Below are 24945 nucleotides of genomic sequence, written 5' to 3'. Positions count from 1 at the left end.
GCGGGCACGACATAATGAGCAGGGAGCCCAGGCTCCTGATAGTTTGATAATTATTCGCGCTATCGGCATGGATGCCGTGCTCTCGACTGTTGGGGATCTCTCGTCTTATGCGTTTAGCACTGCCTGCTGTCATGCTTGCCGCCGCTGCCTTGCTGCCTTCGCTCGCCCAGGCCGGCGTGCGTTTCGAGGTGCCGGACTATCTGCTGCGTCTGCCGGAGCAGACCTATCAGCTCATCGAACGCAATTTCAACACCCTCTACCAGCAGACCGACTTCACCCCCCAGATCACCAACAGTTACTTCAACCACTCGGATCTCTACCGCTTCGCCGGCATCCCCCTCGCCATCACGCCGCAGAACGGCTTCCAGATGGAGGTGTTCGGCCAGCTCTACAACAAGTCGTCCCAGATCTATGCCCAGATGAGCCAGGATCTCTCCCTCTACCGCACCCTGCGGGTCGACATGATGGGGGATCAGAGCGATGCCATCGCCATCGGCATGGGGCTCGGCATTCCCCTCAGCAACCGCCTGACCGTCAAGGCGCTGGCCTCCAGCAACGAGATACCGGGCTATGGCTCCGCCAACTACGCCGTCGGCGTGGAGTGGCACTTCTAACGAAGCACGCCCAGCTAACTCACTACATGCGACAAGGCTCCCGATGGGAGCCTTGTCGCTTTTGACAGGGAGGATCAGCCGTAGCGGATCACCCTCCCCTGGCCTGCCTGCAGCACCAGCGCCTCCCCCTGGGGGGCGTCATTCCAGAAATCCGCGCCACCCGCCGGCAGCGCGACCCGGGCCTCCTGCTCGCTCCAGTTGAACAGGCAGAGCAGCTCGCCGCCCCCGGGCAGGGCCACCCGCCCGCGCGCAAAGCCCATGCCGTCGAAGCGGGCCGCCGGGGTGCGCCCCTCACACAGGGCCAGCAGCTTGAGTAGCCTCGCGCCCTGACTCTCGTCCAGATCCTGCAGCCTGTCGCCGGCCAGCACCATGCCCCCGCTCGCCACCAGGGCGGCCAGGTGGAAGTCGTAGTCCGCGCGGCTGGCGTGCTGGCCAGGAATATCCCGCAGGCAGACACAGTCGGGATCCAGCGCCCAGAGCCGGTCGTTCTGCCAGGCGCGGCAGAAGGCTTCCCGCGCTATCTGGCGAAAACGCGAGCCATGGCGCTCCACGTCGTCGCTCACCCGCATGCCGTGCACCAAGCCGAGGCTCGGCCAGATGGGCGCGTTGCAGCCGAGCAGGAAGGCCCCCTCCCCGGCGCCGCGCAAGATGGCGGCCATGCCGCGACGATAGGCCTCCACCCGGGTGGCGTCAGGGTCGTGGAAACGGCCGCCGTGGATGGCCCCCCAGAAGTTGGCGTCCAGCTTGAAATAGTGGATGCCCCACTGCTCGCGCAGGGTACGAAACAGCTGCTCGAAGTGCGCCTGCACCTCGGGGTGGGTACCGTCCAGCACGTACCAGGGGGTGCAGCGCCAGCCGCCATAGGTGACCCGCTCGGAGGGGAGCGGCAGGCCGTCATCCCCCTTTACGAACCACTCCGGGTGCTGCTGGAACACTTGCGAGCCGGGCTCCGCGATGAAGGGGGCGACCCAGAGCGCAGGCTCGCAGCCGACGGCGCGGATCTCCCGGGCAAGGGCCGCCACCCCCTCCTCGAACTTGGGCGACGGGGTGAGCCAGTCCCCCATCCTGGCCTGATAGCCGTCGTCTATCTGCACGTAGCGCAGGGCGGGGAAGCGCTCGGCCCGCACCGCCAGGTTTTCGCGAATGTCGTCCGCGCTCACCTGGGCATAGTAGTGATACCAGGAGCACCAGCCGCTCGGGCGCGCCGCCACCTGGCCCACCAGGGTGCCGTGCTCCCTCTCGATGAGGCGGGCCAGTTCGGCCAGCAGGGCCTCCCTGTCTGGCCCCGCCAGGCAGATCAGCGCCTCGCTCTGCCAGTGCGCCTGTGGTGCCAGCACCCGCCCCTCGGTGTTCATCACTATGGCCAGGCGACCATCCGGGTAGAGGCGAAACTCGCCGCCAAAGCGGTGGCAGCTCGCAAACGCCAGGAGCAGCCAGCCCCCCTCCAGTTCCACCAGCAAGAGGTTGTGGACAGTGTGATAGCCCTCGTCCTCGGTGATGCGATAGACGCCGGCATCGGGGCAGCGCCCCACCGGCTGCGGCGATTGCCAGCTGCCCATGGTCTGGGCCAGCATCTGGAACCCCTCGCCATAGATGGCGGCGGCGGGCGAGAGGCCGAGATCCCCCTCGAACAGCCGCCAGTGGTGCACCGGTGCCGGGGTGTTCCCGGTGTTGTCCAGCCTCACCCGGCACAGGGGGCCGTCCCACTGGCGGGTCTGCAGCAGCTGCGGAGAGAGGGCGGGATCGGCGGGCAGCTGGCGCAGCCTGGCCAGGAGAGAGGGGTACGACATGGGATCTCCTACTTGTGGGGGAACGACGGGAAGCGCCATTGTATCCCCTGCGGGCCAGTTGACCCTGTTCCGTGCCCCCCGTGCCTGTTAAACTGCGACCTCGCTCACAGTTGCCAAGATGAGGCCCCCGTGCTGCTCCGACGCACTCTGCTCTACCTTCGTGATTTTCTGGTCATCATCGCCTGCCTGCTGGCGGGCAAGGCCCTGGCCGCCATCCTGCCTTTCGCCTTCCCCGGCAGCATACTCGGCATGCTGCTGCTGTTCGTGCTGCTCTCCCTGCAGCTGGTCCGTTTCTCCTGGGTCGAGCTGGGGGGTGGCCTGCTGCTGCGCCACATGGGGGTGCTGTTCGTGCCGGTGGCGGTCGGCCTGGTGGCCTGGCTCGAGCCCCTGCGCCAATCCTTCGGCCTCATCATGCTCTGCGTCGTGCTCGGCATCGTGCTCATTCTGGGTGCGGTCGGCCACCTCTATCAAAGGATGAACAAGCCATGATGTTCTGGTTTGCCCTGCCCCTGACCCTGACGCTCTATTTCATGACCCGGGCCCTCTATCGTCGCCTGCCCTGGCCCGTCATCAACCCCGTGCTGATCCCCACCGCCGCCATAATCGGCCTGCTGCTCTGGCTGGATCTGCCGCTGGATCAGTACCAAGGGGGCACCGCCCCCCTCACCGCCCTGCTGGAGCCGGCCGTGGTGGCCCTGGCCCTGCCCCTCTACCAGCAGGCGCGCCAGATCCGGGACAAGCTCAAGCCCATTCTGATCTGCACCCTCAGCGCGGTATTCATCTCGGTCTGCACCACCCTGGGTATCGGGCACCTGATGGGGGCGGATCCGGCCCTGCTGGCCTCCATCGCCACCAAATCCATCACCACCCCGCTCGCCATGAGCGTCAGCCAGTCCCTCGGCGGCATTCCCGCCATCGCCGCCGCCGTGGTGGTGGTGGTGGGGATCCTGGGGGCCCTGGTGGGCTTTCCCCTGCTCCGGCTGATGCGGGTGACCGACCCCGAGGCCCAGGGGCTCGCCATGGGGGCCTGCGCCCACGCCATCGGCACAGCCGCCTCCGCCGAACAGGGGATCACCCAGGGGGCCTTCTCGTCGCTCGCCATGGTGGTGTGTGGCGTGCTGACCGCCGCCGTCGCCCCCCTGCTGTTCGCCCTCTACCACTGGCTGACCTGAGCCTCGGCACACCCGGCCATGGCCCTCTGGGCCATGGCACCTTCCTTCCCTCTTCAATCATACCCAGGCGACACCGACGGTCCCGTCACGCTGCGAGCCCGCGCACAGATTGCGAAAGACAAACGTTTCCTTTACCATCCCCGGCCCTTTGCCCATCAAGGCGTGAGCGCGCTCACACATTTCACCGCGCTTGCTCCCTACAATGGCCCCCCAATTGGCCTTTGAGGACACAGTATGCATCCCCGCTTTGCCAAGCCATTCGAGACCCTTTCTGCCCCGCTCCAGGACGCCCTGCGCCCCATGCTGGGGGACGATTTCCAGGCCCGTTTCACCCCCGCACAGGTGGCGACCCTGAAAGCCGCCACCGGGCTGGATGACAGGGCCCTGCGCCTGGCCCTGCTGCCGCTGGCGGCCGCCTGCTCGGTCGCCCCCATCTCCAAATTCTTCGTCGGTGCCATCGCCTGCGGCCTGAGCGGCACCTGGTACTTCGGCGCCAACATGGAGTTCGCAGGCCAGGGGCTGTTCCACTCGGTGCACGCCGAGCAGTCCGCCATCTCCAACGCCTGGCTAGGCGGCGAGACCGGGATCTCCGAGATCACCGTCAACTACACCCCCTGCGGCCACTGCCGCCAGTTCATGAACGAGCTGAGCACCGCCAAGACGCTCAAGGTCTCCCTGCCGGACGACTTGAGCGAGCTGCAGGCCTTCCTGCCTCACTCCTTCGGCCCCGCCGATCTCGAGATCACGGACGCCCTGATGAGCCCGCAGGCCCACGACGAGCTGGTGCTCGAGAGCGACGATCCCCTGTGGCAGGCCGCCCTCGCCGCCGCCCGCCAGAGCTATGCCCCCTACAGTCAGGGCTATGCCGCGGTGGCGCTGCAGTTCGAAGATGGCCGCATTTTCTGCGGTCGCTACGCCGAGAACGCCGCCTTCAACCCGAGCCTCCCCCCCATGCAGATGGCCTGCGCCCATGCGGTGCTGAATGGCGAGGATCTCGCCACCGTCCGCCGCGCCGTGCTGCTGGAGAGCAAGGATGGCCAGATCAGCCAACGGGACTCCGCCCAGTCCACCCTGAGGGCCCTGGGCTCGGTCGAACTGGAATACAACGCCGTCTAACGCCGTGCAACGACCATAAAAAGGGGAGCCATCGGCTCCCCTTTTTCATCTGTCTTGCAACGCTCGCGGCCCCTCTCAGGACTCCCACAGGATGCGCTGGGCACCGGACCAGCGCTCGCCGATGTCCGCGTACTTCTGCTCCAACAGGTGGCGACGGATCTTCATGGTGGGGGTCAGCACCCCGTTCTCGATGTTCCAGGGCGTCTTGACCACCAGGATGCCGCGCAGGCGGGCATGGGACTCCAGCTTGTCGTTGACCCGATTGAGGGCGCTCTCCAGCTGGGCGTCCACCCCGGCCCTGTCGGCCTTCATGGCGCTCTCGGCCAGCTGCACCAGGGCGACCGGCTGCGGCATGCCGTAGCCGATGACGCACAGCTGCTCGATGATGGGCTCCTGCCCGAGCATCCCCTCGATGGGCACCGGGGCCACGTACTTGCCCTTGGCGGTCTTGAAGACGTCCTTCATACGGCCGGTGATGGTGAGGTAGCCCTCCCTGTCCAGCTTGCCCATGTCGCCGGTATGGAGCCAGCCGTCGGCGTCGATGGCCTCCCGGCTGTGCTCGGGATCCTTGTAATAACCCATCATCATGCCCTCGCAGCGACAGAGGATCTCCCCCTCGTCGGAGATGCGGATGGTCACCCCGGGCCCCGCCTTGCCGACGGTGCCAATCTTGTCGGCCCTAAACGGGAAGTTCAGGGTGGAGAAGGCGTGATTCTCGGTCATGCCCCAAGCCTCGGTGATCTCGAGGCCGATACTGTGGTACCACTCCAGCAACGCCGGGGCCACGGGGGCCGAGCCGCAGCCCAGCACCCGCGCCTGATCCAGCCCCAGCCCCTGCTGCAGCTTGCGTTTGATGAGGCCGGAGACGAGGGGGATCTTGAGCAGCAGCGCCAGCTTCTTCTGGGGCAGCTTCTCGTGGATCTTGATGCGGAACATGGCCCAGAGCCGCGGCACCGAGATGAAGACGGTGGGACGGCAGCGCTTGACGTCCTCGATGAAGGTGTCGAGAGACTCGGGGAAGGCGATGGTGGCGCCGCTGAACAGGCTGCCGCCGTAGATGTAGACCCGCTCCGTGATATGGGCGAGCGGCAGGTAGGAGAAGCCGCGATCCTCCGCCGTGAGGGCGACCGCCTCCACCAGCTTCTCGCAAGACCAGGCGTAGCGCTCCACGCTCAGCATGGCCCCCTTGGGCTTGCCGGTGCTGCCGGAGGTGTAGACCAGGCTCAGCAGGGCATCCGGCGCCTGCACCGGGCTATCCGGAATGGGGTCGTATTGCGCCAGCAGATCGTCCCACTGGTGCGCCGCCGGCATGGTCTCATAGGGCAAGGCGATGCGCAGCAGATCGCCGGGCACCCCCGCCTCCTGGCTCTTCCAGTCGTCCAGCTTGCCCACGAAGATCGCCTTCGCCTCGCTGTGGCGCAGCACGTACTCTATGGTGTCGACGTTGGCGGTGGGATAGATGGGAACGCTCACGTAGCCCCCCATCTGCATCGCCAGATCGGCGATGAACCACTGGGCACAGTTCTTGGAGAGCAGGGCTACCTTGTCGCCGGAGACCAGTCCCAGCGCACGCAGTGCCGCCACCATGCGCCGCGCCTCGTCGGCGACCTCACCCCAGGTGAAGTCGACGTATTCGCGGTGGATGGTCTGACGAAGATAGATTCGGTCGGGACACTGCCGCTCCCAGTGATAGAGCATCTCGAGCGGCAGTCTGGTGGCAATGCGTGAGGAGGAGGCCATGGTTTAATCCCTGAAACAAAAGGCGAGCCTCATTATTAACCTTTTGATAACACTCAGGGAAGCAGAATACTTAAACTTGTGTTTGAACTGCGAATGGGATCAAGCTTCCGCCTCTTGCTGCAGACGCTTCCACATCTCCTGCACCAGGGCCTCGTCCTGCTCCGAGAGCTCTCCCTGCAGGATGGCCTCGTTCAGGCTGCGCAGCACATAGCTCTTCACGTCCCGCACCAGGGTCTTGCCCTCCAGCTCGGCCCGGGCGACCGCCAGCGAGATATGGCCACGCAGATAGCCGCCCGCAAACAGTTCGTCTTCGCTGGCCGTAGCGACCATGGCGTCGATCAGTCCCAACAACTTGTGTTCAAAATCGTGAATCGTCATTTAACGCAGCCTCATTTCCGGGGTTGCCGGCAAAAAATTCGGGGGAGTGGAACCGCGATCCGGTTGATCGCGGCTCTCTGGCGCCAGGCCAGCCGCATCCTTGATGTCCTATTCCGGGTTGGCCACCGGGTAGATGACCTGGTCCTTGTATCCCGTGGTTATGCGCAGATAACCACTTAACGACCGGTTCAGTGCAGGATCGTCGGTATCCACCAGCAGTGGACGGCCTTCTAGTGCCGCCAGCTTGGTCTTGGTGGCGAGCACCTGGATATGCTCTCGCCCGACGGCCCGGATCACCTCTGGACTCAATTGCTGATTTCCGCGCCCGAACAGATGTCCCTGACCGCCGATCAGGGTGATGATCAGCCGGCAGCGACGGCCGCGGATCCGGGTCAGGATCTCGGCGGCGGACAGATCCTGCCCGATAAGCCGGCCATTTTCCACCAGATCCACACCGAGCAATGTATTTTCGAGACCAAGCTCCGCCATGCAGGCCGCCACCGTGCTCCCCGACCCCATCAGGTAGAGGGTATCGGGCTCCATCTGCTCCACCACGCCGGCGGCGAGATCCGCCAGCACCAGCTCCTCGGACTCCTTGCCCCCCTGCTTGACCGCCTGTACATAGCGCAGATCCCCGGGCACCAGGAGCTGGCCGTAATGGCGGGCACGGACCTTGCCTGCCCGAAACGCCTCTTCGTCGATGTCCATCACCTCCGCATCCACCAGGCTCAGGAGCTCGCCGGCGATCATCCTGGCCGCCACCCGGCCGCTCGCCGCCGGCGTCACCCCGTAGACCCCGGAGTGGATCTTGCACCCCGCCGGAATGCCGAGCACATGGCAGGACTCCCCCACGGCGGCGCAGATGTCACGGGCTGTGCCGTCGCCGCCGGCAAAGAGCAGCAGATCCACCCCGGCATCGCGCAGGGCCAGGGCGGCGGCACGGGTGTCCTCGGCGCTCGTCTGCACTGCGGCGGGTTGATGAACGATGCGGTGGGGCAGATTCAGCTCGGCGGCAAGGTCGGCCCCCATCTCCCCGGCCACCGTCAGCAGCTCGAACGGCGTGGTCAGTTCACACAGGGGCGCCAGCGCCTGACGGGCCCGCTCCCGAGACCTGGCCACGGCCCCTCGTGCCAGCGCTTCGGCCACCATGCCGTCGCTGCCCTTGAGACCGACGGCCCCGCCGATACCGGCGATGGGGTTGATGATAAGCCCTAATCGAAACATGTTGTCCTCCCGTTGACTGGTCGCCATTTTTATCTTTTCCCGCCACTGGGACAAGCCATGACCCCCTGCTAAAATGCGCGACTTCAACCTCAACCACTGTTCAACCAAGGTTCAATCATGCTGGAATGGATTGCGGACCCCTCCGCCTGGGTCGCGCTCGCCACCCTGACCCTGCTCGAGATCGTGCTGGGTATCGACAACATCATCTTCATCTCCATCCTGGTGGGGCGACTGCCGGAAGCACAACGCCAGAAGGCGCGCATCCTGGGACTCGGCCTCGCCATGGGTACCCGCATCCTGCTGCTGCTCTCCCTGGCCTGGGTGATGCGCCTCACCGAGCCGCTGTTCAGCGTGCTGGGGGAAGCCATCTCGGGACGGGACCTGATCCTGCTGGTGGGGGGCCTCTTCCTCATCGCCAAGAGTACCCACGAGATCCACCAGAGCCTGGAAGGGGCCGCCGATGAGCAGAGCACGGTGAGCAAGACCGCCGGCTTCCTGTCGACCCTGGTGCAGATCGCCATCCTCGACATCATCTTCAGCCTGGACTCCGTCATCACCGCGGTCGGCATGGCGGATCACGTGCCCGTCATGGTGCTGGCCATCGTCATCGCCGTGGGCGTCATGATGTTTGCCGCCAAGGCGATCGGCGATTTCGTCGACACCCACCCCACCATCAAGATGCTGGCCCTCTCCTTCCTCATTCTGGTCGGGGTCGCCCTCATGGCCGAGGGGCTGGATCTGCACATTCCGAAGGGTTACATCTACTTCGCCATGGCCTTCTCGCTGGTGGTGGAGATGATCAACATCCGCCTGCGTGGCCACCAGGAGCGGGCCAAGTAAGCCCCCTCTTCAATAGCCAACAAAAAGCGCGACCCCGGGTCGCGCTTTTTTATTGTGTTCATTGCCATGGGCGCACCGCCCATAGGCTCAGAGTGCGTTGCGGGTGGCCACCGCATCGGCCAGGTTGCGCAGCAACACTTCGGTATCGGCCCAGCCGATGCAGGCATCGGTGATGCTCTGACCGAAGGTGAGTTCGCACCCATCCACCAGATCCTGACGCCCTTCCACCAGGTGACTCTCCACCATGACGCCGAACACCGCCTTGCTGCCGGCGCGCAGCTGACCGGCCACGTCCTCGGCCACCAGCATCTGGTTCTTGAACTGCTTGCTGCTGTTGGCGTGGCTGAAGTCGATCATCACCTTCTGGGGCAAACCGGCCTTCTCCAACCCCTTCACCACCTCACCCACGTGGGCTGCGCTGTAGTTCGGCTCGCGGCCGCCGCGCAGGATGATGTGACAGTCCGGGTTGCCGGCGGTCGAGACGATGGCGGAGTGACCGTACTTGGTCACCGACAGGAAGTGGTGCGGCGCGCTGGCGGCACCGATGGCATCGATGGCCACCTTGATGGTGCCGTCGGTGCCGTTCTTGAAACCCACCGGGCAGGAGAGACCGGAGGCCAGCTCGCGGTGCACCTGGGACTCGGTGGTGCGGGCGCCGATGGCCCCCCAGCTCATCAGATCCGCCACGTATTGCGGGGTGATCATGTCGAGGAACTCGGAGGCGGTCGGCAGCCCCAGATCGTTGAGATCCAGCAGCAACTTGCGGCCGAGGCGCAGGCCATCGTTGATCTGGCAGCTGTTGTCGAGGTAGGGGTCGTTGATCAGTCCCTTCCAGCCGACCGTGGTGCGCGGCTTCTCGAAGTAGACCCGCATCACGATCTCCAGCTGATCTTTCAGCTCGTCGCGCAGCACCTTGAGGCGCTTGCCGTATTCCAGGGCGGCAACCGGATCGTGGATGGAGCAGGGGCCGATCACCACCAGCAGGCGCTGATCCTCACCGGCCAGGATGTTGTGGATGGCCTGACGGGATTCAAACACGGTATTTGATGCGGTCTCGGTCGCCGGAAACTTCTCAAGCACCGCAACCGGGGGCAATAACTCTTTGATTTCACTGATACGTACGTCGTCGGTTTGATGCTGCATGACCAAGTTTCCTGCTAGATGACTGCGATGAAGAGATCCCAATCTAGCCCTCTGCCGGGACGGTGTAAATAGAAAATTACATCCTCATGAAAAGAATTTTGTTACGCGACCTTGCAAGTTTAAACAATGCTGCTAATGGGGCGGGAGGCTGGCGGGGAGCAGAAACGAAAAGGCCCGCACCAAGGCGGGCCCGACGGGCTTAAACGGCCTGGCTGATACTGGCCAGTTTGTCGAAGAAGTCCGGGAAGGTCTTGGAGGTACAACCCGGATCATTGATGGTGACCGGGGTGTCCGACAGCGCCACCAGGGAGAAGCACATGGCGATGCGATGATCGTTGTAAGTGTCGATGGCCGCATGCTTGAGCTGCTCTGGCGGGGTGACGGTGATGAAGTCGTGCCCCTCCTCCACTTCCACACCCAGCTTGCGCAGCTCGGTCGCCATGGCGTGCAGGCGATCGGTCTCCTTCACCCGCCAGTTGTAGATGTTGCGAATGGAGGTGGTCCCCTTGGCAAACAGCGCCGTGGTGGCGATGGTCATGGCCGCATCCGGGATGTGGTTCATGTCCATGTCGATGCCCTTGAGCGGCCCCTGCTCCGCCTCGATGAAGTCGTCACCCCAGGTGATGCGGGCGCCCATCTTCTCCAGCACGTCGGCGAAGTGGATGTCCCCCTGGATGCTGTGCTTGCCGATACCGGTGACCCGCACCTTGCCCTTGATGGCGCCCGCCGCGAGGAAGTAGGAGGCGCTGGAGGCATCCCCTTCCACCAGGAAGTCGCCCGGGCTGACATAGGTCTGGTTGCCCTTGATGTAGAACACCTTGTAGTCGTCGTGTTCGATGACCACCCCGAACTGCTTCATGATGTGCAGGGTGATATCGATGTAGGGCTTGGATACCAGCTCCCCCTTGATGTGGATGCGGGTGTCGCCGGCCGCCATGGGGGCTGCCATCAAAAACGCCGTCAGGAACTGGCTGGAGACGGAGCCGTCCACGTGCACGTCACCACCCCAGAGACCCTTAGCATCCACCACCAGGGGCGGATAGCCGTCTTTCTTCAGATACTGGATATGGGCACCCGCTTCGCGCAAGGCATCCACCAGATGGCCGATGGGGCGCTCTTCCATGCGCGGCTCGCCCCCCAGGGTGTACTCGCCCGAGCCCAGGCAAAGGGCTGCGCAGAGGGGGCGCATGGCGGTGCCGGCGTTGCCGAGGAACAGATTGACCGGCTCTTTCACCGCGAAGCTGCGACCCAGTCCGTGCACGGTGCACTCGGTCTTGTCGGCGGAGAGCTTGTACTTCACGCCGAGCTGGGTCAGCGCCGCCAGCATGTGGCGGATGTCATCGCTGTCGAGCAGGTTGGTCAGCCGGGTGGTGCCGCGCGCCAGGGCGGCCAGCAGCAGGGCCCGGTTAGAGACACTCTTGGAGCCAGGCAGATTGACTACCCCGGCCACGCTAGAAATGGGTTCCAAACGCAACGAATTCATAGACTTCCTGTACGATCTCAAGTAAATCACCTGACCGGACGTTAACAGCCCGCGCCCCGCACGGCAAGTTCGGCGGTGGTACAACTGCGGGACCCGGGCGCCGGGGTCAGGATAGGCCTGAAAAACAGACGCCGGGGAGTCCCCGGCGTCTGGCAATGGGGAGACACGCCTCAACCGTGGCGTTTGGCAAACTCATCCATGAAGCTGACCAGCGCCTTGACCCCTTCCAGGGGCATGGCGTTGTAGAGGCTGGCACGCATGCCGCCGACGATGCGGTGCCCCTTGAGCGCCAGCAGGCCGGCCGCTTCCGATTCCGCCAGGAACAGCTTGTCCAGGGCCTCGTTCTTCAACTGGAACGGCACGTTCATGCGGGAGCGGCAGGCCGCGTCCACCTTGTTGCCATAGAAGCTCGACTGATCGAGGTAGCCATAGAGGAAGTCGGCCTTCTCCTTGTTGCGCGCTTCCATGGCCGCCAGGCCCCCCTGCTCTTTCAGCCATTCGAACACCAGGCCGGCCAGATACCAGGCGTAGGTGGGCGGGGTGTTGAACATGGAATCGTTCTTGGCGGTGAGCTGGTAATCGAAGATGGACGGCACGTCGGCACGAGCCTGGTTCAGCAGGTCGTCGCGCACGATGGCGATGGCCAGGCCCGAGGGGCCGATGTTCTTCTGGGCACCCGCATAGAGGATGCCGAAGCGGCTGACGTCGAGGGGACGGGAGAGGATGGTGGAGGAGAGATCCGCCACCAGGGGCACGTCGCCGGTGGCCGGGATGTCGAACATCTCGATGCCGTCGATGGTTTCGTTCGGGCAGTAGTGCACATAGGCCGCGTCGGCGCGAAACGCCGGGGTCGGCAGCAGGTGCGACACGCCCTGCTCGTTCTTGGCAACCCCTTGATAGGTCTGGATGTCACCATATTTCTGTGCCTCATCCACGGCGCTCTGGGCCCAGACGCCGGTCACAAGGTAATCGGCCTTCTTGTTGGCGCCGCCCAGCAGGTTCATGGGCACGGCGGAGAACTGGCCGCGGCCGCCACCGTGCATGAAGAGCACCTTGTAGTTGTCCGGCACCGCCAGCAGATCCCGCAGATCGGCTTCGGCCTTCTCGGCGACCGCCATATAGGGCTTGCCGCGGTGGGACAGCTCCATGACCGAGGCTCCCAGCCCCTGGAAATTACAAAATTCGCGCTGGGCGCGCTCCATGACTTCAACCGGCAACATGGCGGGGCCGGCGCAGAAGTTGTAAATCTGTTTGCTCATGACGCTTTCCGTGAGTGGATGAGTGTGATCGATGACTCGAACGTTTTTACACGACAGGCCCCCGTGGGGGCAAAGGCTTTTTGGGATCTGGCGCAAGCTTTTGCCCCGGTGCCACCGGGCACCATTCAGACAAAAGCCCTGAACGGGTCAGGGCTTGCAGAGAATATGCATGGAAACGGGGGCGAGACAGCACGGACGGCTTTCTTCGCCCCTTTGTAGCAAATTTACAGCTTGGCGGTGAGCTCCGGCAGCAGGGTGAAGAGATCCCCCACCAGGCCGTAGTCTGCCACCTGGAAGATGGGCGCCTCGGCGTCCTTGTTGATGGCGACGATCACCTTGGACTCCTTCATGCCCGCCAGATGCTGGATGGCCCCCGAGATGCCGACCGCGATGTAGAGCTCGGGTGCCACCACCTTGCCGGTCTGCCCCACCTGCAGATCGTTGGCCACGAAACCCGCATCCACCGCCGCCCGGGACGCGCCGACCGCGGCCCCCAGCTTGTCGGCCAGGGCGTCAATCAGGGCGAACTGCTCCCTGGAGCCGAGCGCCCGCCCGCCGGAGACCACCACCCGGGCCGCCGCGAGATCGGGCCGTGCCGAGCGCACCGCGCGCCGTTCGATGAGCCGGGTGCGACACGCCACCTCGCTCACCGGCAGCCGCTCTATCTGCGCCTGTGTGCTGCCGGACGCCGTCTTGGCGAAGGCGGTGGACCGCACGGTGAGCACCTTGATGGGGGCCGAGCTCGCCACCCGGGCAATGGCGTTGCCCGCATAGATGGGACGCAGGAAGGTGTCTGGCCCCTCGATGCCGGTCACCTCGGCGATCATCTCCACCCCGAGCCTGGCCGCCACCCGTGGCAGCAGGTCCTTGCCCTGGCTGCTGGCCGCCATCAGGCAGTGCCGGTAGTCCTGCACCACGCTGACCAGCAGCTTGTCGACCCCGTCGTTCAACTCTTCCGCCAGCATGGGGTGCTCGGCCAGGAGCACCCGGCTCACCCCCTCAAGGGAGGCGGCCTGCTCGCCGGCCTCCGTCAGCCCCAGCCCCAGCAGCAAGACATGCACCTCGCCCCCCAACAGACCCGCCGCCGTAACCAGCTGGGCCAGGTTGTCGGCGATCCGCCCCTGATGATGTTCCGCAATCACGAGTACGCTCATGGCAGCACCTTGATGTCATCCATTGATCCTGTCCCCCTCTGGGTCCTTGTTTCGCCCAAGGCGGCGTTCCCTGTGGAGAGCTTCCTCTTCCAGCCCGTCCCCATCAGATCACCCCGGCTTCGTGCTTGAGCTTGTCCAGCAGCTCGTCCACCGAGCCGACCTTGATGCCGGCCCGACGCACCGGCGGGGCCATCACCCCGAGCAGCCGGGTCTGGCCGGCCGGCTCGACCCCGAGGGCCACAAACGGCTGGCTCTCCAGCGGCTTGCGTTTGGCCTTCATGATGTTGGGGAGCGAGGCAAAGCGCGGCTCGTTGAGGCGCAGGTCCACGGTCACCACGGCGGGCAGTGCCATGCCGAGGGTCTCGAGGCCGCCGTCTATCTCGCGAGTCACCTGCAACTCCCCCTCCACCAGCCTGACGGCGGAGGCGAAGGTGGCGAGGGGCCAGTCATTGAGGGCCGCGAGCATCTGCCCCACCTGGTTGTTGTCAGAATCAATGGACTGCTTGCCGAGCAGCACCAGATCGGGCTGCTCCTGCCCGCACACCGTTTGCAGGGCCCGGGCCACGGTGAGCGGAGTCAGGGTTTCGTCGGTGATATAGTGCAGCGCCCGATCCGCCCCCAGGGCCAGGGCGTGGCGCAGCTGCTCGGCCGCGGCCTCGGGGCCGAAGGTCACCACCACCAGCTCGCTCGCCACCCCGGCTTCCCGCAGCCTGACCCCCTCCTCCACCGCGATTTCACAAAACGGGTTGATGCCCATCTTCACATTGGCGAGCTCCACATCGGAGCCATCACCCTTGACCCGGATCCTGACGTTGTAATCAACGACCCGTTTGACTGCGACCAGCAGCTTCATGGCGGTCATCCCTCGTACCTGTTGTGTGGGTCCACTTTGTCGCCACTCACTTTTCTGCTGACAAAGTGGTTTACGTTTACGTAAACTACCAGCACTACCCTAGGCCAAGTCGAGCGCAGAGGCAAGATGGAACGCGAAGCAATGGAATTTGATGTCGTCATCGTCGGTGGCGGCCCGGCAGGCCTGAGCGCCGCCATCGCATTGAAGCAGCAGGCACCGACCCTCTCGGTCTGCCTGCTGGAGAAGGGGGCCGAGATCGGCGCCCACCTGCTCTCCGGCGCCCTGCTCGACCCCGTCGCCCTCAAGGAGCTGCTGCCGGACAGCTGGCAGGAGGCGCCCCTCGGCGTGCCGGTAACGGATGATCAGGTCCACCTGCTGCAAAACGACAGCCGCGCCCTGCAACTGCCCCACTGGGCGGTGCCGCCGCGCATGCACAACGACGGTAGCCATATCATCAGTCTCGGCAACCTCTGCCGCTGGCTCGGCAAGCAGGCCGAGGCCCTCGGCGTCGAGATCTACCCGGGTTTCGCCGCGAGCGAGCTGATCGTGGAAGCGAACAGGATAAGAGGGGTGGTGACCGGCGATCTTGGCCTCGACAAGGAGGGCAACCCCAAGCCGGATCACGTGCCCGGCATGGCGCTATATGGTCGCTACACCCTGTTTGCCGAGGGGGCCCGCGGCCACCTCGGCAAGCAGCTGATCGCCCGGTTCGACCTGGAGAGCGCCATCCAGCCCCAGCACTACGCCATCGGGTTCAAGGAGCTGTGGCAGGTGCCTGCCGGCCAGTCCCACCCCGGCCGGGTGCTGCACGGCAGCGGCTGGCCCCTGGGTGAGGAGAGGGGCAACAAGAGCCAGGGAGGCTTCTATCTCTACCACCTGGCCCAAGATCAGGTGGCGGTCGGCCTCATCGTCGACCTCAACTACCAGAATCCCTGGCTCAGCCCCTTTGACGAGTTCCAGCGCCTCAAGCATCACCCCCTGATCGCCCAGACCCTGCAGGGGGGCGAGCGCATCAGCTACGGCGCCCGCGCCATCGCCAAGGGGGGCTGGCACTCCCTGCCGCGCATGCACTTCCCCGGCGGCCTGCTCATCGGCTGCGACGCCGGCACCCTGGATTTCTCCCGCCTCAAGGGGATCCACACCGCCATGAAGTCCGGCATGCTGGCAGCGAGCACGGTCGCCATGGCTTTGCGCGGCGGGGACGAGGGGGGACGGGATCTGGCCGAATTCAACGACGCGCTGCACCAGAGCTGGCTCGCGAGCGAGCTGAAGGCGGCCCGCAACTTCGGCGCCGCCCTGCACCGCTTCGGCCCCTGGCTAGGCGGTGCCTTTAACTGGCTGGAGCAGCGCCTCTTTACCCGCGCCTCCCCCTTCACCCTGAAGGATCGGGAGCCGGACTATCGCCAGCTGCGCATGGCAAGCCGCTGCGAGCCCATCGACTATCCCAAGCCGGACGGACGGCTCAGCTTTGACAAGCTCTCTTCGGTCTATCTGGCCAACACCAGCCACGACGAGGATCAACCCTGCCACCTCACACTCCAGGACGCGCGCATTCCGGTCGAGGTCAACCTGCCCACCTGGGCCGAACCCGCCCAGCGCTACTGTCCGGCCGGGGTGTTCGAGATCCTGGATGGGGAGACGCGGCCAAGGCTGCAGATCAACGCCGCCAACTGCATTCACTGCAAGACCTGCGACATCAAGGATCCCAGCCAGAACATCGTCTGGACCCCGCCTCAGGGCGGCTCGGGCCCCAACTACCCCAATATGTAAAAGCTCTGGGCCGGCCTGAGGCATCAGGGGGACGGCCCTGTCAAGCATGCGCAGCCCCGCAACATCGTCTGGACCTCGCCCCAGGGCGGCTTCGGCCCCAACTACCCCAATCTGTGAAAGCAACTGGGCCCCGCGCCGTCCCGGGGTCTGGACTCAACCACGCCGCAGGCTGATGGTAGCGGCCAGGGAAGTGGAGAAAAGCGAGGGAAAGATCCGCGCTTTCGGGGCCGGATCCGCTGCTCCGACCTCGCCGTTTTTTTGAGCAAACAGGCTGAACCCCCGATGAATAGGCCCTGACAAGCGAGGCCCGCCCCTGTATAGTTCGCCGCATTCAGGTTGTCCATCGGCCTCGTTATGCTATTTCATGGGATCGCTTTCCGTGCGATCTAAGGCCGCATGAACCTGTGCAACCATCCCTGATTACCCATGACTTCTTAAGGGGGGACAGATGATCACCGCCTACATTCTCAACAACAAGGTGCTGGACATAGTCACGCTCGGGCCGGACGACATCGTCCCCGACAACACCGTCTGGCTGGATGCCTACAAACCGGATACAGCGGAGCGAGAATGGTTGACGGGCCTGTTCCTGGAAGAGGTCCCCGACAAGGAAGAGCTGGATGACATCGAGGCGTCCGCCCGTTTCTACTGGGACACCGACGGTCTGCACATTCACTCCCTGTTCCCCCAGCGCATCGGCCGCGACACCAAGGGTGTCCACGTCTCCTTTACCCTGCGCAACAACCTGCTGATCAGCATCCGCGAGGATGACATCGGTCTGGTGCGCCTGCTGCGCCACTACATGCGCCAGGACAGGCTGGAAGTCGAAGATGCCCTGGACATCCTGCTGGAGGTGCAGAATCTCAAGGTCGAATACCTCTCCGACCTTATCGAGGATGGGTACAAGACGCTGGAAAACACCGCCGATCAGATCTTCGAGCCGGACCAGATCAACCCCATGCTCAAGGAGTTGATGGCCCAAGAAGAGGCCAACGGCCAGATCCGCCTCTCCCTGCACGATACCCGCCGCGCCCTGCGCTTCCTCAAACGCAGCCTGCGCCAGCGCATGACGAGCGAGCAGAACAAGTGGATCGACGAGATGCTGCACGACGTGGAGTCCCTGCTGCCCCACACCCAGTTCCTGTTCGACAAGATCAACTTCCAGCTGGAGGCCTCCATGGGGGTAACCAACCTGGAGCAGAACAAGGTGATCAAGATCTTCTCGGTAGCCGCCGTCATCTTCCTGCCGCCGACCCTTATCGCCAGCATCTACGGCATGAACTTCGGCCGCATGCCGGAGCTCGCCTGGGAGTACGGCTATCAGATGTCCCTGGTGCTGATGGTGATGTCGTCGCTCGGCACCGGCCTCTTCTTCAAGCGCAAGGGCTGGCTGTAACACATCTGGATTGGGGGGCTAGGCCCCCCGATTAATTCCCCTCTCCCCCCACGCCTTGCAAAGGGCCCGCTCCCGCCCCATATCCGTCCCACCACTTGCACTATCCAGGCGAAGACCGGGCAACCATGACCCTCTACCCCGAACACCGCTACGACGATCACGGCCAGCTGCGCCCGCCGATCTGGTTCTGGCCCATCGCCCTGCTGCTGACCCGCTCGGTCTGGCTCTTCCTGATGGCCGGCGTCACTCGCGAGAGCGGCAGCGCCATCCTGACCCTCTTCTACCCGGACAGGATCACCCTCTACCTCAGCCTGCTGACCGACGTGCCCGCCATGCTGGCCCTGCTCGCCTGCGGTGGCACCTATCGCCAGACCCGAAGCCCGCGCGCCTGGCTCAGGCGCCACAGCCGCGCCCTGCTGCTCTGCTCCACCGCGAGCGGCCTGGTGATGCAGCTGCACAGCCTCAACCTGCAACACTGGTCGTTCAGCTGGCCCACCGCCCTGGTGCTCATCGCCAGCCTCTGGGCACTCTGGTACCTGCTAAGAAGCCGCCAGCTGCGTGACTACGCCGTGGACCAACCCCATTGAGGTTTACTGGCGCGTGACCCGGATCTGCAGGGTCTGGCGCTCGCTGTCACGGCTCACCCCGATGCCTGATGGATTGGAGAGCGCAGCTGCCTGATTTCCTCCGGTGGTGGACAGCTCCCCCACCGTCAACCACTGGCCCGGCGCACCGCTCACCTCGGTGGCGCTCTGGCCGGTGCGTATGTTGCCCCGCTCCAGCCTCGCCTGCTCGCTGCTGAGCGCCACCTGCACCCTGTCTCCTATCAGGGTGGCGGTGGCGTAGAGACCGCTCACCAGCGGCATCATGCCTACCACCCGCCCCCCCTGCCACTGGTAGAAGGTGACCGGCTGATAAGAGCCCATCTGCAACAGCACGGGCCGCCCCGAGAGACCGCGCACCTGCCAGTTGTCCTGCTGGGTGCGCTGGTAATCCCGGGCCCCTCCCTCTATCAGCCACTGACGTTTGCGATTGTCGTTGCCAATGCCTAACCCCGCCTGCCCGCTGCTGGAGGCGCCGTCAACCCGCCATTCGATCAGCAGGCTCTGGGGGGGCTGGTTGAGCTGGTTCAGGGTCGCTTCCGCCTCCTGCAACTGAGCCGCGCTGCCGCTCAGCACCAGCTGGTTGCCCATCGCGCTCACCCCCAGATCCGGATACAGCTCCTTCAGGGTCTGCACCATGGCCTCGGCCTCGAAGACAGGCACCACCTTCACCTCGGCCCGCAGGGGCAGTGCCCAGAGCCCGCAGCAGTACAGCACCCAGCACCCTCGCCAGACTCTCATCATCACCTCTCCCTCTTCGTCGTGATCGTTGCACCTTGCCATCATGGGCCATGGCACCGCGAATGCAATGAGCGGTTCGAATGCCCCTTCTGTGAGCCCTGAAGCAGCCCCGTGCGAAAGACTCATTAAGGAACCACTCAATACAAATAAAAATGGTTATCATTTGTTGTCACATCAAAAACCCTCGGATACAATTCGGACTCATTTTTTCGAGTCAGCCTCTGATGAAGCCAGAATCCGTCGTCTCCACCCCTGCAGCCATCCATCTGGCGCTGCTGATCAACATGCTCTCCATGGGCAGCATGATGATGGTGATGCCCCTTGGGCCGGATCTGGTGACGAGCCTGGGGATGCTGCCGGAGCAGACCGGAGACTTCAGCGGCGGCGCCACCCTGGCCGCGGCCCTGATGGGGCTCATCGCCGCCCCCTGGCTCGATCGGGTCAATCGCAAACCCGCCCTTATGGCGCTGCTCACCCTGCGCTTCGTGCTCTTGATGGCCTGCGCCTGGGCAGAGGAGAGCCAGACCCTGCTGGTGCTCTTCATCCTGTCCGGCTGCGTGGCCGGGCCGCTCTCCGCCATCCTGATGGCGGCGGTGCTGGATCTGGTGCCCCCAAGCGAGCGCGGACGCCGCCTCGCCTACGTGGGCATGGCGTTCTCCCTGGCCGCCATCCTGGTGGTGCCCGTCGCCCTGACCCTGGCCCAGTGGCTCGGCTGGCAGAGCCCCTTCCTGCTGTTTGGCGCCTGCGGCCTGCTGCTGGCCCTGCTGTGCGCCATCTGGCTGCCGTCCCTGCCGGTCAGCCGCGCCCCCCATGGCCAGGGGCTGCGCCAGCTGCTGGGTTCACCGCTCTGCCAGGGGGCCCTCGCCATCCTCTGCTTGCAGATGTTCGGCCACTTCCTGCTGATCCCGCATTTTGCGAACTACTTCCAGTTCAACCTCGCCTTCCCCCGCGAGCAGATCGCCGCCCTCTATCTGTGCGGCGGCCTCGCCAGCATGGCCACCATGCGCCTGTGCGGCGGCTGGATTGACAGCGGCCGGGCCCAGGGGGCCATCCTCATCACCAGCCTGCTGCTGGCCCTGGTCACCCTGCTTGGCTTCGCCCTGCCGGCGGGCCTGCCCGTCTACCTGCTGTTCACCCTCTTCATGGCCCTGAGCTCGGCCCGCGCCAGCACCACCCTCGCGATCACGGCGGCCATTCCGGCCCCCCACCAGCGCGCCGCCTTCATGTCCTTCCAGGGCACGGTCACCAATGTGGCTGCCGGGATTGGCAGCCTGCTCTCCGCCCGATACCTGGTGTCGGACGAACATGGCTCCCTCCACGGCTTCGCCACCCTGGCCTGGATCAACATCGCCTGCGGCCTGCTGGCCTGCGCCGGTGTCTGGCTCCTCATCCGCGGCCTGAAGAGCACAAGAGATAACAACAATCCTGCCTCTGGCACTGCCAGACAAGGAAGTCAGTGAGCACCCGGGCCCACCTTGCCCAACCCCGTAACCTCGGTTTTATTCATGGAGTTTTGACAATGCAGTTGCAGCATGGCGTATTTCGCTTGAACCCGATCCTGCTCTCCCTCGGCCTGCTGGCCGCCCCGGGCCTGGCCCAGGCAGAATCGGTCAAGGCCAACGAGACCATGGTGGTCACCGCCACCCAGACCAAGCACACCGAGTTCTCCGCCCCGGCCAGCGTCTCCGTGGTGACCCGCGCCGATCTGGACAAGATGAACGTCAACAACATCGGCGATGCCCTCAAGCACGTGCCGGGCGTCAACATCATTGCCACCAACCCCACCGGTCGCAACGAGATCAAGATCCGTGGCATGGGGGGCGACTACACCCTGCTGCTGGTCAACGGCAAGCGGGTCAACGCCCGCGAGACTCTGGGCAGCTCCTTTGGCAACGACTTCGATCTGAGCTCCATCCCCATGGCCGCCATCGAGCGCATCGAAGTGATCCGCGGTCCCGTCTCCTCCCTGTACGGGGCCGATGCCCTGGGTGGCGTGGTCAACGTGATCCTGCGCCAGGCCAGGGAGAAGACCGAGGCGGCCGTCGGCTATACCCACACCATGCCCACCAAGGGGGATGGCGGTGACGCCAACCAGGGCAGCGCCTTCGTCTCCGGCGCCCTCATCGACAACAAGCTGCTGGGCAGCGTGGTGGTGGAAGGCTATCAGCGCGACCGCTGGAAGAGCGAACAGTCCAACAACCCGGACGCCGACGCCCTGGAGAAACGGGAAGTGGTCAACGTGCTCTCCAGCCTGAAGTGGCTGGTGGCCGACAACCAGGACATCGACTTCGATCTGGGTTACAACCAGAACGACATGGACAGCTACTTCAACAACGTGCCTCGCGCCGCGACCGCACCGGCCACTCCCCACAACGTGCAGAAGCTGGATCGCCTGAGCCTGGGGGTCACCCACAACGGCCGCTGGGAGCACTTCGACAGCCGGGCCCGCTACTACTTCGAGCAGACCGACCTGATGGACGACTCCCAGCTCAACGGTGGCGCCGCCGACATCACCCAGACCAACCACACCGTGGATGGCCAGGTCAGCGGCTACCTCGGGGATCACCTGCTCACCTCAGGCGCAGAGCTGCGCAAGACCGAGCTGGAGCACAGCCGCAACATCACGAGCGGCAGCGTGGATGCGAGCCAGAGCGCCCTCTACCTGCAGGACGAGTTCGGCTTTGGCGATCTGGCCCTGACCCTCTCCGGCCGCCTCGACCACCACGAGACCTATGGCAACGAGTTCAGCCCGCGCGCCTATGCCCTCTACACCCTGACCGACGAGTGGGTGCTCAAGGGTGGCGTCGGCAAGGCGTTCAAGGCGCCGACCCTGGCCCAGTCCAGTGAAGGCTTCGCCACCACCGCCTGCCGCGGCGCCTGCAAGGTGATCGGCAACCCGGAGCTGAAGCCGGAAACCGCCGTCAGCTACGAGCTGGGCACCGCCTACGAGGCCGATCGCTTCGGGGCCGGGGTGACCGGCTTCCACAACGACATCGAGGATCTGATCCAGAGCGATCAGTGGGGCCCGGGCTACCGTCCGAGCGTGATGACCTACCTCAACGTCAAGAAGGCCCGCATCAAGGGGCTGGAGCTGACCGGCTGGGTCGACGTGCTGGACAACGTGCAGTTGACCGGCAACCTGACCCTGCTGGACTCCGAGGACAAGAGCACGGGCGACGATCTGGCCAAGACCCCGGATCACACCGGCAACATCGGCCTGGACTGGAAGGCGAGCGACCTGGTCAGCGCCAACCTGGCCTGGCAGTACGTGGGCAGCCAGGTGATCAAGGTGCCGGCCCGCAACGCCCAGGCGTTCACCTCCAAGCACTACCAGACCCTGGACGTGAACACCAAGTGGACCGTCACCCCGGCCCTGGACTTCAAGCTCGGCATCACCAACCTCACCAACACCCAGCGTGACGAGGTGGCCACCGACGCCGACTTCATCCTGGAAGGTCGTACCGTCTACGCCGGGGTCGATTACAAGCTGTAATCCCCCCTCTACGGGAGCTCCGGCAACGGGGCTCCCTTTTTGCGTTTCTGCTTCCCCGAATTCAAGGAGTCATTGAGTGCTCGGATACCAAGCTCGGCTGTTCTGGCTCGGCATGCTGCTTCTCCTCCTGCTGATTTGTCTGTCACTGGCCACCGGGGCCGGTGTCTATGGTGGCCGCGAGGTCGCCGGTTTCCTGCTGGGCGACCCCGCCTTCGTGGCCGACGAGAAACTCGCCATGATAGTCCACACCCTGCGACTGCCGCGTACCCTGGCAGCCCTGGTGGTGGGAGTCTGCCTCGCGCTGGCGGCCTCCATGCTGCAGAGCGCCACCCGCAACCCCCTGGCCGAGCCCGGCCTGCTCGGGGTCAACGCCGGCGCCGTCTTCGCCCTGGTGATCGGCCTCACCTGGTTCGGGGTCGAGTCCGCCTATGGCTACCTGCTCTGGTCCGGCATGGGGGCCCTGCTCGGCAACCTCATCGTGCTCGGCCTCGGCCTCGTGGTGGGGCGCTCCAACCCCCTCAAGCTCATCCTGGTAGGCGTCGCCCTCTCCGCCACCTTCGGCGGCCTCTCCAACTTCCTGCTGCTCTCGAACCGGGTGGTGCTGGAGCAGTTCCGCTTCTGGAACCTGGGGTCACTGGCTGCCTCCAGCCTGGATTCGGTGCTGACCGTGGTGCCCTTCGCGCTGGCCGCCCTGCTGCTGACCCTGGCGCTCTGTCGCCAGCTCACCCTGATGCAGATGGGGGACAACCAGGCCCAGGCGCTCGGCATCCGGCCGACCCGGGTGCGCATCGGCGTGCTCCTGGCCGCAACGCTCTTCACCGCCTGCGCCATCGCCATCGCCGGCCCCATCGGCTTCGTCGGCTTCCTCGCCGCCTACTGCGCCCGCCTGGTGGAGCCGGTGCGCCTCGCCATCCAGGTGCGCTTCTCCGCCCTGTTCGGGGTGCTCTTCCTGCTCGGTGCCGACATCCTGGCACGCTGGCTGATCCAGCCATTCGAGCTGCCCAACGGCGTCATTCTGGCGCTCATCGGCGCCCCCGTGCTCATCCTGGTGGTGCGCAGCGGCGGCTTCCGCTCCCTGCTGGCCGTCAAATAAGGTGACTTTCCATGCATGACTCCCAGATCCGTGCCCCCCATCATGACGCCCCCCCCAGCGGCACCCTTTGCCTGCGCCTCGGTTGCCACAGCCTGCTGCTGGAGCGCCGCGCCTGGTGGCTCACACTCGGGCTCATGGTCGCCCTCACCCTGCTCTCCCTGCTGGCCCTCACCCTGGGCTCGGGCAAGCTCACCATGGCCGGGGTGATCCAGACCCTGCTCGGGGAGGGGAGCCGCCTCGACCAGGTGACCGTGTTCAAGATCCGCTTGCCGCGCATCGTCGCCGTGCTGGTGGCGGGGGCCGCCATGGGCCTCTCCGGCTGCCTGGTGCAGACCCTGGTGCGAAACCGCCTCGCCACCCCGGACATGATCGGGGTCAACGAGGGGGCATCCCTTGCCATCATCGTCTTCTCCCTCTACCTGACCCTGGGCACCTGGCCCTGGTGGGCCGCCCCCTTCGGCGCCCTGTTTGCCGCCGTCGTGCTCTACGCCCTGTGCAACAAGCCGGGGGAGCAGGGCTACCTGTTCGTGGTGATCGGCATCGGCGTCTCGGAGCTGATGAACGCCGTCGGCCAGTTCGTCATGTCCACCCAGTCCCTGGTGCACCTCACCAGCCTCTACCTGTGGAACATGGGCAACTTCGTCGGCCAGGGCTACAACACTGTGCTGCCGGTGGGGATCCTGATCCTGCTGGTCTGCCCCTGGATCCTCTATCTCTCCCGCGCCCTCGGGGTGCTGCGCCTCGGCCCCGTCACCGCCAGGACCCTCGGGGTCAATGTGAACCGGGTACAGCTCGGGGTGCTGGCCCAGGCCATCGTCGTGGCGGCGCTCGGCACCGCCATCGGCGGCCCCGTGGTCTTCATCGCCATGGCCGCCCCCATCCTCGCCTCCTGGCTCAGCCGGGATCGCATCGTGCCGCTCTGGATTGCGGCCCTGTGCGGCGCCCTGATGCTGCTCGCCAGCGACACCCTGGTGCGGGTGCTGGCCAGCCCCCACGAGGTGGCCACCGGCATCATGACCCGCATTCTCGGTGGCCTGCTGCTGCTCTTCATCCTGGTCAAAGACCGCCAGAAGGCCGACTGACC

22 protein-coding genes are annotated in these 24945 nt (G+C 65.1%); 12 read left to right on the top strand and 10 right to left on the bottom strand.

Annotated elements, in window-relative coordinates; genetic code table 11:
- The first annotated feature begins 131 nt into the window (after positions 1–131).
- Positions 132–614 (top strand): hypothetical protein, encoded by a 483-nt coding sequence (locus J9885_RS06495; RefSeq protein ID WP_245155493.1) that lies wholly within the window; start codon positions 132–134, stop codon positions 612–614.
- Between the two features lie 74 nt (positions 615–688).
- Here J9885_RS06495 and J9885_RS06490 read toward each other — a convergent pair whose 3' ends face one another.
- Positions 689–2404, bottom strand: a complete 1716-nt coding sequence (locus J9885_RS06490) for a glycoside hydrolase family 36 protein (RefSeq protein WP_210548497.1) — start codon at positions 2402–2404, stop codon at positions 689–691.
- A gap of 129 nt (positions 2405–2533) precedes the next feature.
- On the opposite strand from J9885_RS06490, the gene J9885_RS06485 reads away from it, so the two are divergent.
- From J9885_RS06485 to cdd, 3 genes are all read left to right on the top strand, one after another.
- The gene (locus tag J9885_RS06485) at positions 2534–2893 is read left to right on the top strand and encodes a CidA/LrgA family protein (RefSeq protein ID WP_043761167.1); all 360 of its coding nucleotides are present in this window, start codon (positions 2534–2536) and stop codon (positions 2891–2893) included.
- Positions 2890–3576 carry an LrgB family protein gene (locus J9885_RS06480; protein WP_210548496.1) on the top strand — a complete coding sequence of 229 codons (687 nt, stop codon included), beginning with the start codon at positions 2890–2892 and terminating at the stop codon, positions 3574–3576. Before J9885_RS06485 ends, J9885_RS06480 begins: the two co-directional genes overlap by 4 nt.
- Before the next feature lie 234 nt (positions 3577–3810).
- Positions 3811–4692: a cytidine deaminase gene (gene cdd / locus J9885_RS06475; protein WP_043761170.1), complete on the top strand. Its 882-nt coding sequence runs from the start codon at positions 3811–3813 to the stop codon at positions 4690–4692.
- Positions 4693–4767: 75 nt separating this feature from the next.
- On the opposite strand, the gene J9885_RS06470 is transcribed toward cdd, so the two are convergent.
- The 3 genes from J9885_RS06470 to J9885_RS06460 form a co-directional block, all read right to left on the bottom strand.
- Entirely contained in the window at positions 4768–6432 is a 1665-nt protein-coding gene (locus tag J9885_RS06470; RefSeq protein ID WP_210548495.1) for an AMP-binding protein, read from the bottom strand.
- A 99-nt stretch (positions 6433–6531) separates the two neighbouring features.
- On the bottom strand, positions 6532–6810 hold the full coding sequence (locus J9885_RS06465; protein WP_043761173.1) for a YfcL family protein: 279 nt from the start codon (positions 6808–6810) through the stop codon (positions 6532–6534).
- A gap of 108 nt (positions 6811–6918) precedes the next feature.
- Complete coding sequence (locus J9885_RS06460; protein WP_210548929.1) at positions 6919–8034, bottom strand: ATP-NAD kinase family protein; 1116 nt, start codon at positions 8032–8034, stop codon at positions 6919–6921.
- Between the two features lie 117 nt (positions 8035–8151).
- On the opposite strand from J9885_RS06460, the gene J9885_RS06455 reads away from it, so the two are divergent.
- Complete coding sequence (locus J9885_RS06455) at positions 8152–8874, top strand: TerC family protein (protein ID WP_210548494.1); 723 nt, start codon at positions 8152–8154, stop codon at positions 8872–8874.
- Between the two features lie 87 nt (positions 8875–8961).
- Here the strand turns inward: J9885_RS06455 and aroG are convergent, their stop codons facing one another.
- From aroG to J9885_RS06430, 5 genes are all read right to left on the bottom strand, one after another.
- Entirely contained in the window at positions 8962–10017 is a 1056-nt protein-coding gene (aroG, locus tag J9885_RS06450; protein ID WP_210548493.1) for a 3-deoxy-7-phosphoheptulonate synthase AroG, read from the bottom strand.
- A gap of 199 nt (positions 10018–10216) precedes the next feature.
- The gene (aroA, locus tag J9885_RS06445; protein ID WP_210548492.1) at positions 10217–11500 is read right to left on the bottom strand and encodes a 3-phosphoshikimate 1-carboxyvinyltransferase; all 1284 of its coding nucleotides are present in this window, start codon (positions 11498–11500) and stop codon (positions 10217–10219) included.
- Positions 11501–11670: 170 nt separating this feature from the next.
- The gene (gene serC, locus J9885_RS06440) at positions 11671–12759 is read right to left on the bottom strand and encodes a 3-phosphoserine/phosphohydroxythreonine transaminase (protein WP_210548491.1); all 1089 of its coding nucleotides are present in this window, start codon (positions 12757–12759) and stop codon (positions 11671–11673) included.
- A gap of 224 nt (positions 12760–12983) precedes the next feature.
- Positions 12984–13913: an FAD-binding protein gene (locus J9885_RS06435; RefSeq protein WP_210548490.1), complete on the bottom strand. Its 930-nt coding sequence runs from the start codon at positions 13911–13913 to the stop codon at positions 12984–12986.
- A gap of 103 nt (positions 13914–14016) precedes the next feature.
- Positions 14017–14766, bottom strand: a complete 750-nt coding sequence (locus J9885_RS06430) for an electron transfer flavoprotein subunit beta/FixA family protein (protein WP_043761422.1) — start codon at positions 14764–14766, stop codon at positions 14017–14019.
- Between the two features lie 126 nt (positions 14767–14892).
- On the opposite strand from J9885_RS06430, the gene J9885_RS06425 reads away from it, so the two are divergent.
- The 3 genes from J9885_RS06425 to J9885_RS06415 all read left to right on the top strand — a co-directional run bounded on the left by J9885_RS06425 (position 14893) and on the right by J9885_RS06415 (position 18519).
- The gene (locus tag J9885_RS06425) at positions 14893–16536 is read left to right on the top strand and encodes an electron transfer flavoprotein-ubiquinone oxidoreductase (RefSeq protein ID WP_210548489.1); all 1644 of its coding nucleotides are present in this window, start codon (positions 14893–14895) and stop codon (positions 16534–16536) included.
- 448 nt (positions 16537–16984) lie between these two features.
- Complete coding sequence (corA, locus tag J9885_RS06420) at positions 16985–17932, top strand: magnesium/cobalt transporter CorA (protein WP_210548488.1); 948 nt, start codon at positions 16985–16987, stop codon at positions 17930–17932.
- A 125-nt stretch (positions 17933–18057) separates the two neighbouring features.
- Complete coding sequence (locus J9885_RS06415) at positions 18058–18519, top strand: DUF2919 domain-containing protein (protein WP_210548487.1); 462 nt, start codon at positions 18058–18060, stop codon at positions 18517–18519.
- A 3-nt stretch (positions 18520–18522) separates the two neighbouring features.
- On the opposite strand, the gene J9885_RS06410 is transcribed toward J9885_RS06415, so the two are convergent.
- Positions 18523–19275 (bottom strand): hypothetical protein, encoded by a 753-nt coding sequence (locus J9885_RS06410; protein WP_210548927.1) that lies wholly within the window; start codon positions 19273–19275, stop codon positions 18523–18525.
- 224 nt (positions 19276–19499) lie between these two features.
- Here J9885_RS06410 and J9885_RS06405 point away from each other — a divergent pair, with 224 nt between their 5' ends.
- From J9885_RS06405 to J9885_RS06390, 4 genes are all read left to right on the top strand, one after another.
- Positions 19500–20735 carry an MFS transporter gene (locus J9885_RS06405; RefSeq protein ID WP_210548486.1) on the top strand — a complete coding sequence of 412 codons (1236 nt, stop codon included), beginning with the start codon at positions 19500–19502 and terminating at the stop codon, positions 20733–20735.
- A 59-nt stretch (positions 20736–20794) separates the two neighbouring features.
- A complete protein-coding gene (locus J9885_RS06400) occupies positions 20795–22768 on the top strand; it encodes a siderophore amonabactin TonB-dependent receptor (protein WP_210548485.1) in 1974 nt (657 codons plus the stop codon).
- A gap of 76 nt (positions 22769–22844) precedes the next feature.
- Complete coding sequence (locus J9885_RS06395) at positions 22845–23861, top strand: amonabactin ABC transporter permease subunit 2 (RefSeq protein WP_210548484.1); 1017 nt, start codon at positions 22845–22847, stop codon at positions 23859–23861.
- An 11-nt stretch (positions 23862–23872) separates the two neighbouring features.
- On the top strand, positions 23873–24943 hold the full coding sequence (locus J9885_RS06390; RefSeq protein ID WP_210548483.1) for an amonabactin ABC transporter permease subunit 1: 1071 nt from the start codon (positions 23873–23875) through the stop codon (positions 24941–24943).
- The last annotated feature ends 2 nt before the right edge of the window (positions 24944–24945 follow it).

Origin of the sequence: Aeromonas sp. SrichE-2G, from assembly GCF_017939565.1 — a bacterium.
Taxonomy (GTDB): domain Bacteria; phylum Pseudomonadota; class Gammaproteobacteria; order Enterobacterales; family Aeromonadaceae; genus Aeromonas; species Aeromonas taiwanensis.
This window is presented reverse-complemented; position numbering and strand designations above follow the sequence as displayed.

Coding starts and splice junctions, on each gene's coding strand:
- J9885_RS06495 (WP_245155493.1), top strand. CDS start 132: ATGCTTGCCGCCGCTGCCTTGCTGCCTTCGCTCGCCCAGGCCGGCGTG.
- J9885_RS06490 (WP_210548497.1), bottom strand. CDS start 2,404: ATGTCGTACCCCTCTCTCCTGGCCAGGCTGCGCCAGCTGCCCGCCGAT.
- J9885_RS06480 (WP_210548496.1), top strand. CDS start 2,890: ATGATGTTCTGGTTTGCCCTGCCCCTGACCCTGACGCTCTATTTCATG.
- cdd (WP_043761170.1), top strand. CDS start 3,811: ATGCATCCCCGCTTTGCCAAGCCATTCGAGACCCTTTCTGCCCCGCTC.
- J9885_RS06470 (WP_210548495.1), bottom strand. CDS start 6,432: ATGGCCTCCTCCTCACGCATTGCCACCAGACTGCCGCTCGAGATGCTC.
- J9885_RS06465 (WP_043761173.1), bottom strand. CDS start 6,810: ATGACGATTCACGATTTTGAACACAAGTTGTTGGGACTGATCGACGCC.
- J9885_RS06460 (WP_210548929.1), bottom strand. CDS start 8,034: ATGTTTCGATTAGGGCTTATCATCAACCCCATCGCCGGTATCGGCGGG.
- J9885_RS06455 (WP_210548494.1), top strand. CDS start 8,152: ATGCTGGAATGGATTGCGGACCCCTCCGCCTGGGTCGCGCTCGCCACC.
- aroG (WP_210548493.1), bottom strand. CDS start 10,017: ATGCAGCATCAAACCGACGACGTACGTATCAGTGAAATCAAAGAGTTA.
- aroA (WP_210548492.1), bottom strand. CDS start 11,500: ATGAATTCGTTGCGTTTGGAACCCATTTCTAGCGTGGCCGGGGTAGTC.
- serC (WP_210548491.1), bottom strand. CDS start 12,759: ATGAGCAAACAGATTTACAACTTCTGCGCCGGCCCCGCCATGTTGCCG.
- J9885_RS06435 (WP_210548490.1), bottom strand. CDS start 13,913: ATGAGCGTACTCGTGATTGCGGAACATCATCAGGGGCGGATCGCCGAC.
- J9885_RS06430 (WP_043761422.1), bottom strand. CDS start 14,766: ATGAAGCTGCTGGTCGCAGTCAAACGGGTCGTTGATTACAACGTCAGG.
- J9885_RS06425 (WP_210548489.1), top strand. CDS start 14,893: ATGGAACGCGAAGCAATGGAATTTGATGTCGTCATCGTCGGTGGCGGC.
- corA (WP_210548488.1), top strand. CDS start 16,985: ATGATCACCGCCTACATTCTCAACAACAAGGTGCTGGACATAGTCACG.
- J9885_RS06415 (WP_210548487.1), top strand. CDS start 18,058: ATGACCCTCTACCCCGAACACCGCTACGACGATCACGGCCAGCTGCGC.
- J9885_RS06410 (WP_210548927.1), bottom strand. CDS start 19,275: ATGAGAGTCTGGCGAGGGTGCTGGGTGCTGTACTGCTGCGGGCTCTGG.
- J9885_RS06405 (WP_210548486.1), top strand. CDS start 19,500: ATGAAGCCAGAATCCGTCGTCTCCACCCCTGCAGCCATCCATCTGGCG.
- J9885_RS06400 (WP_210548485.1), top strand. CDS start 20,795: ATGCAGTTGCAGCATGGCGTATTTCGCTTGAACCCGATCCTGCTCTCC.
- J9885_RS06390 (WP_210548483.1), top strand. CDS start 23,873: ATGCATGACTCCCAGATCCGTGCCCCCCATCATGACGCCCCCCCCAGC.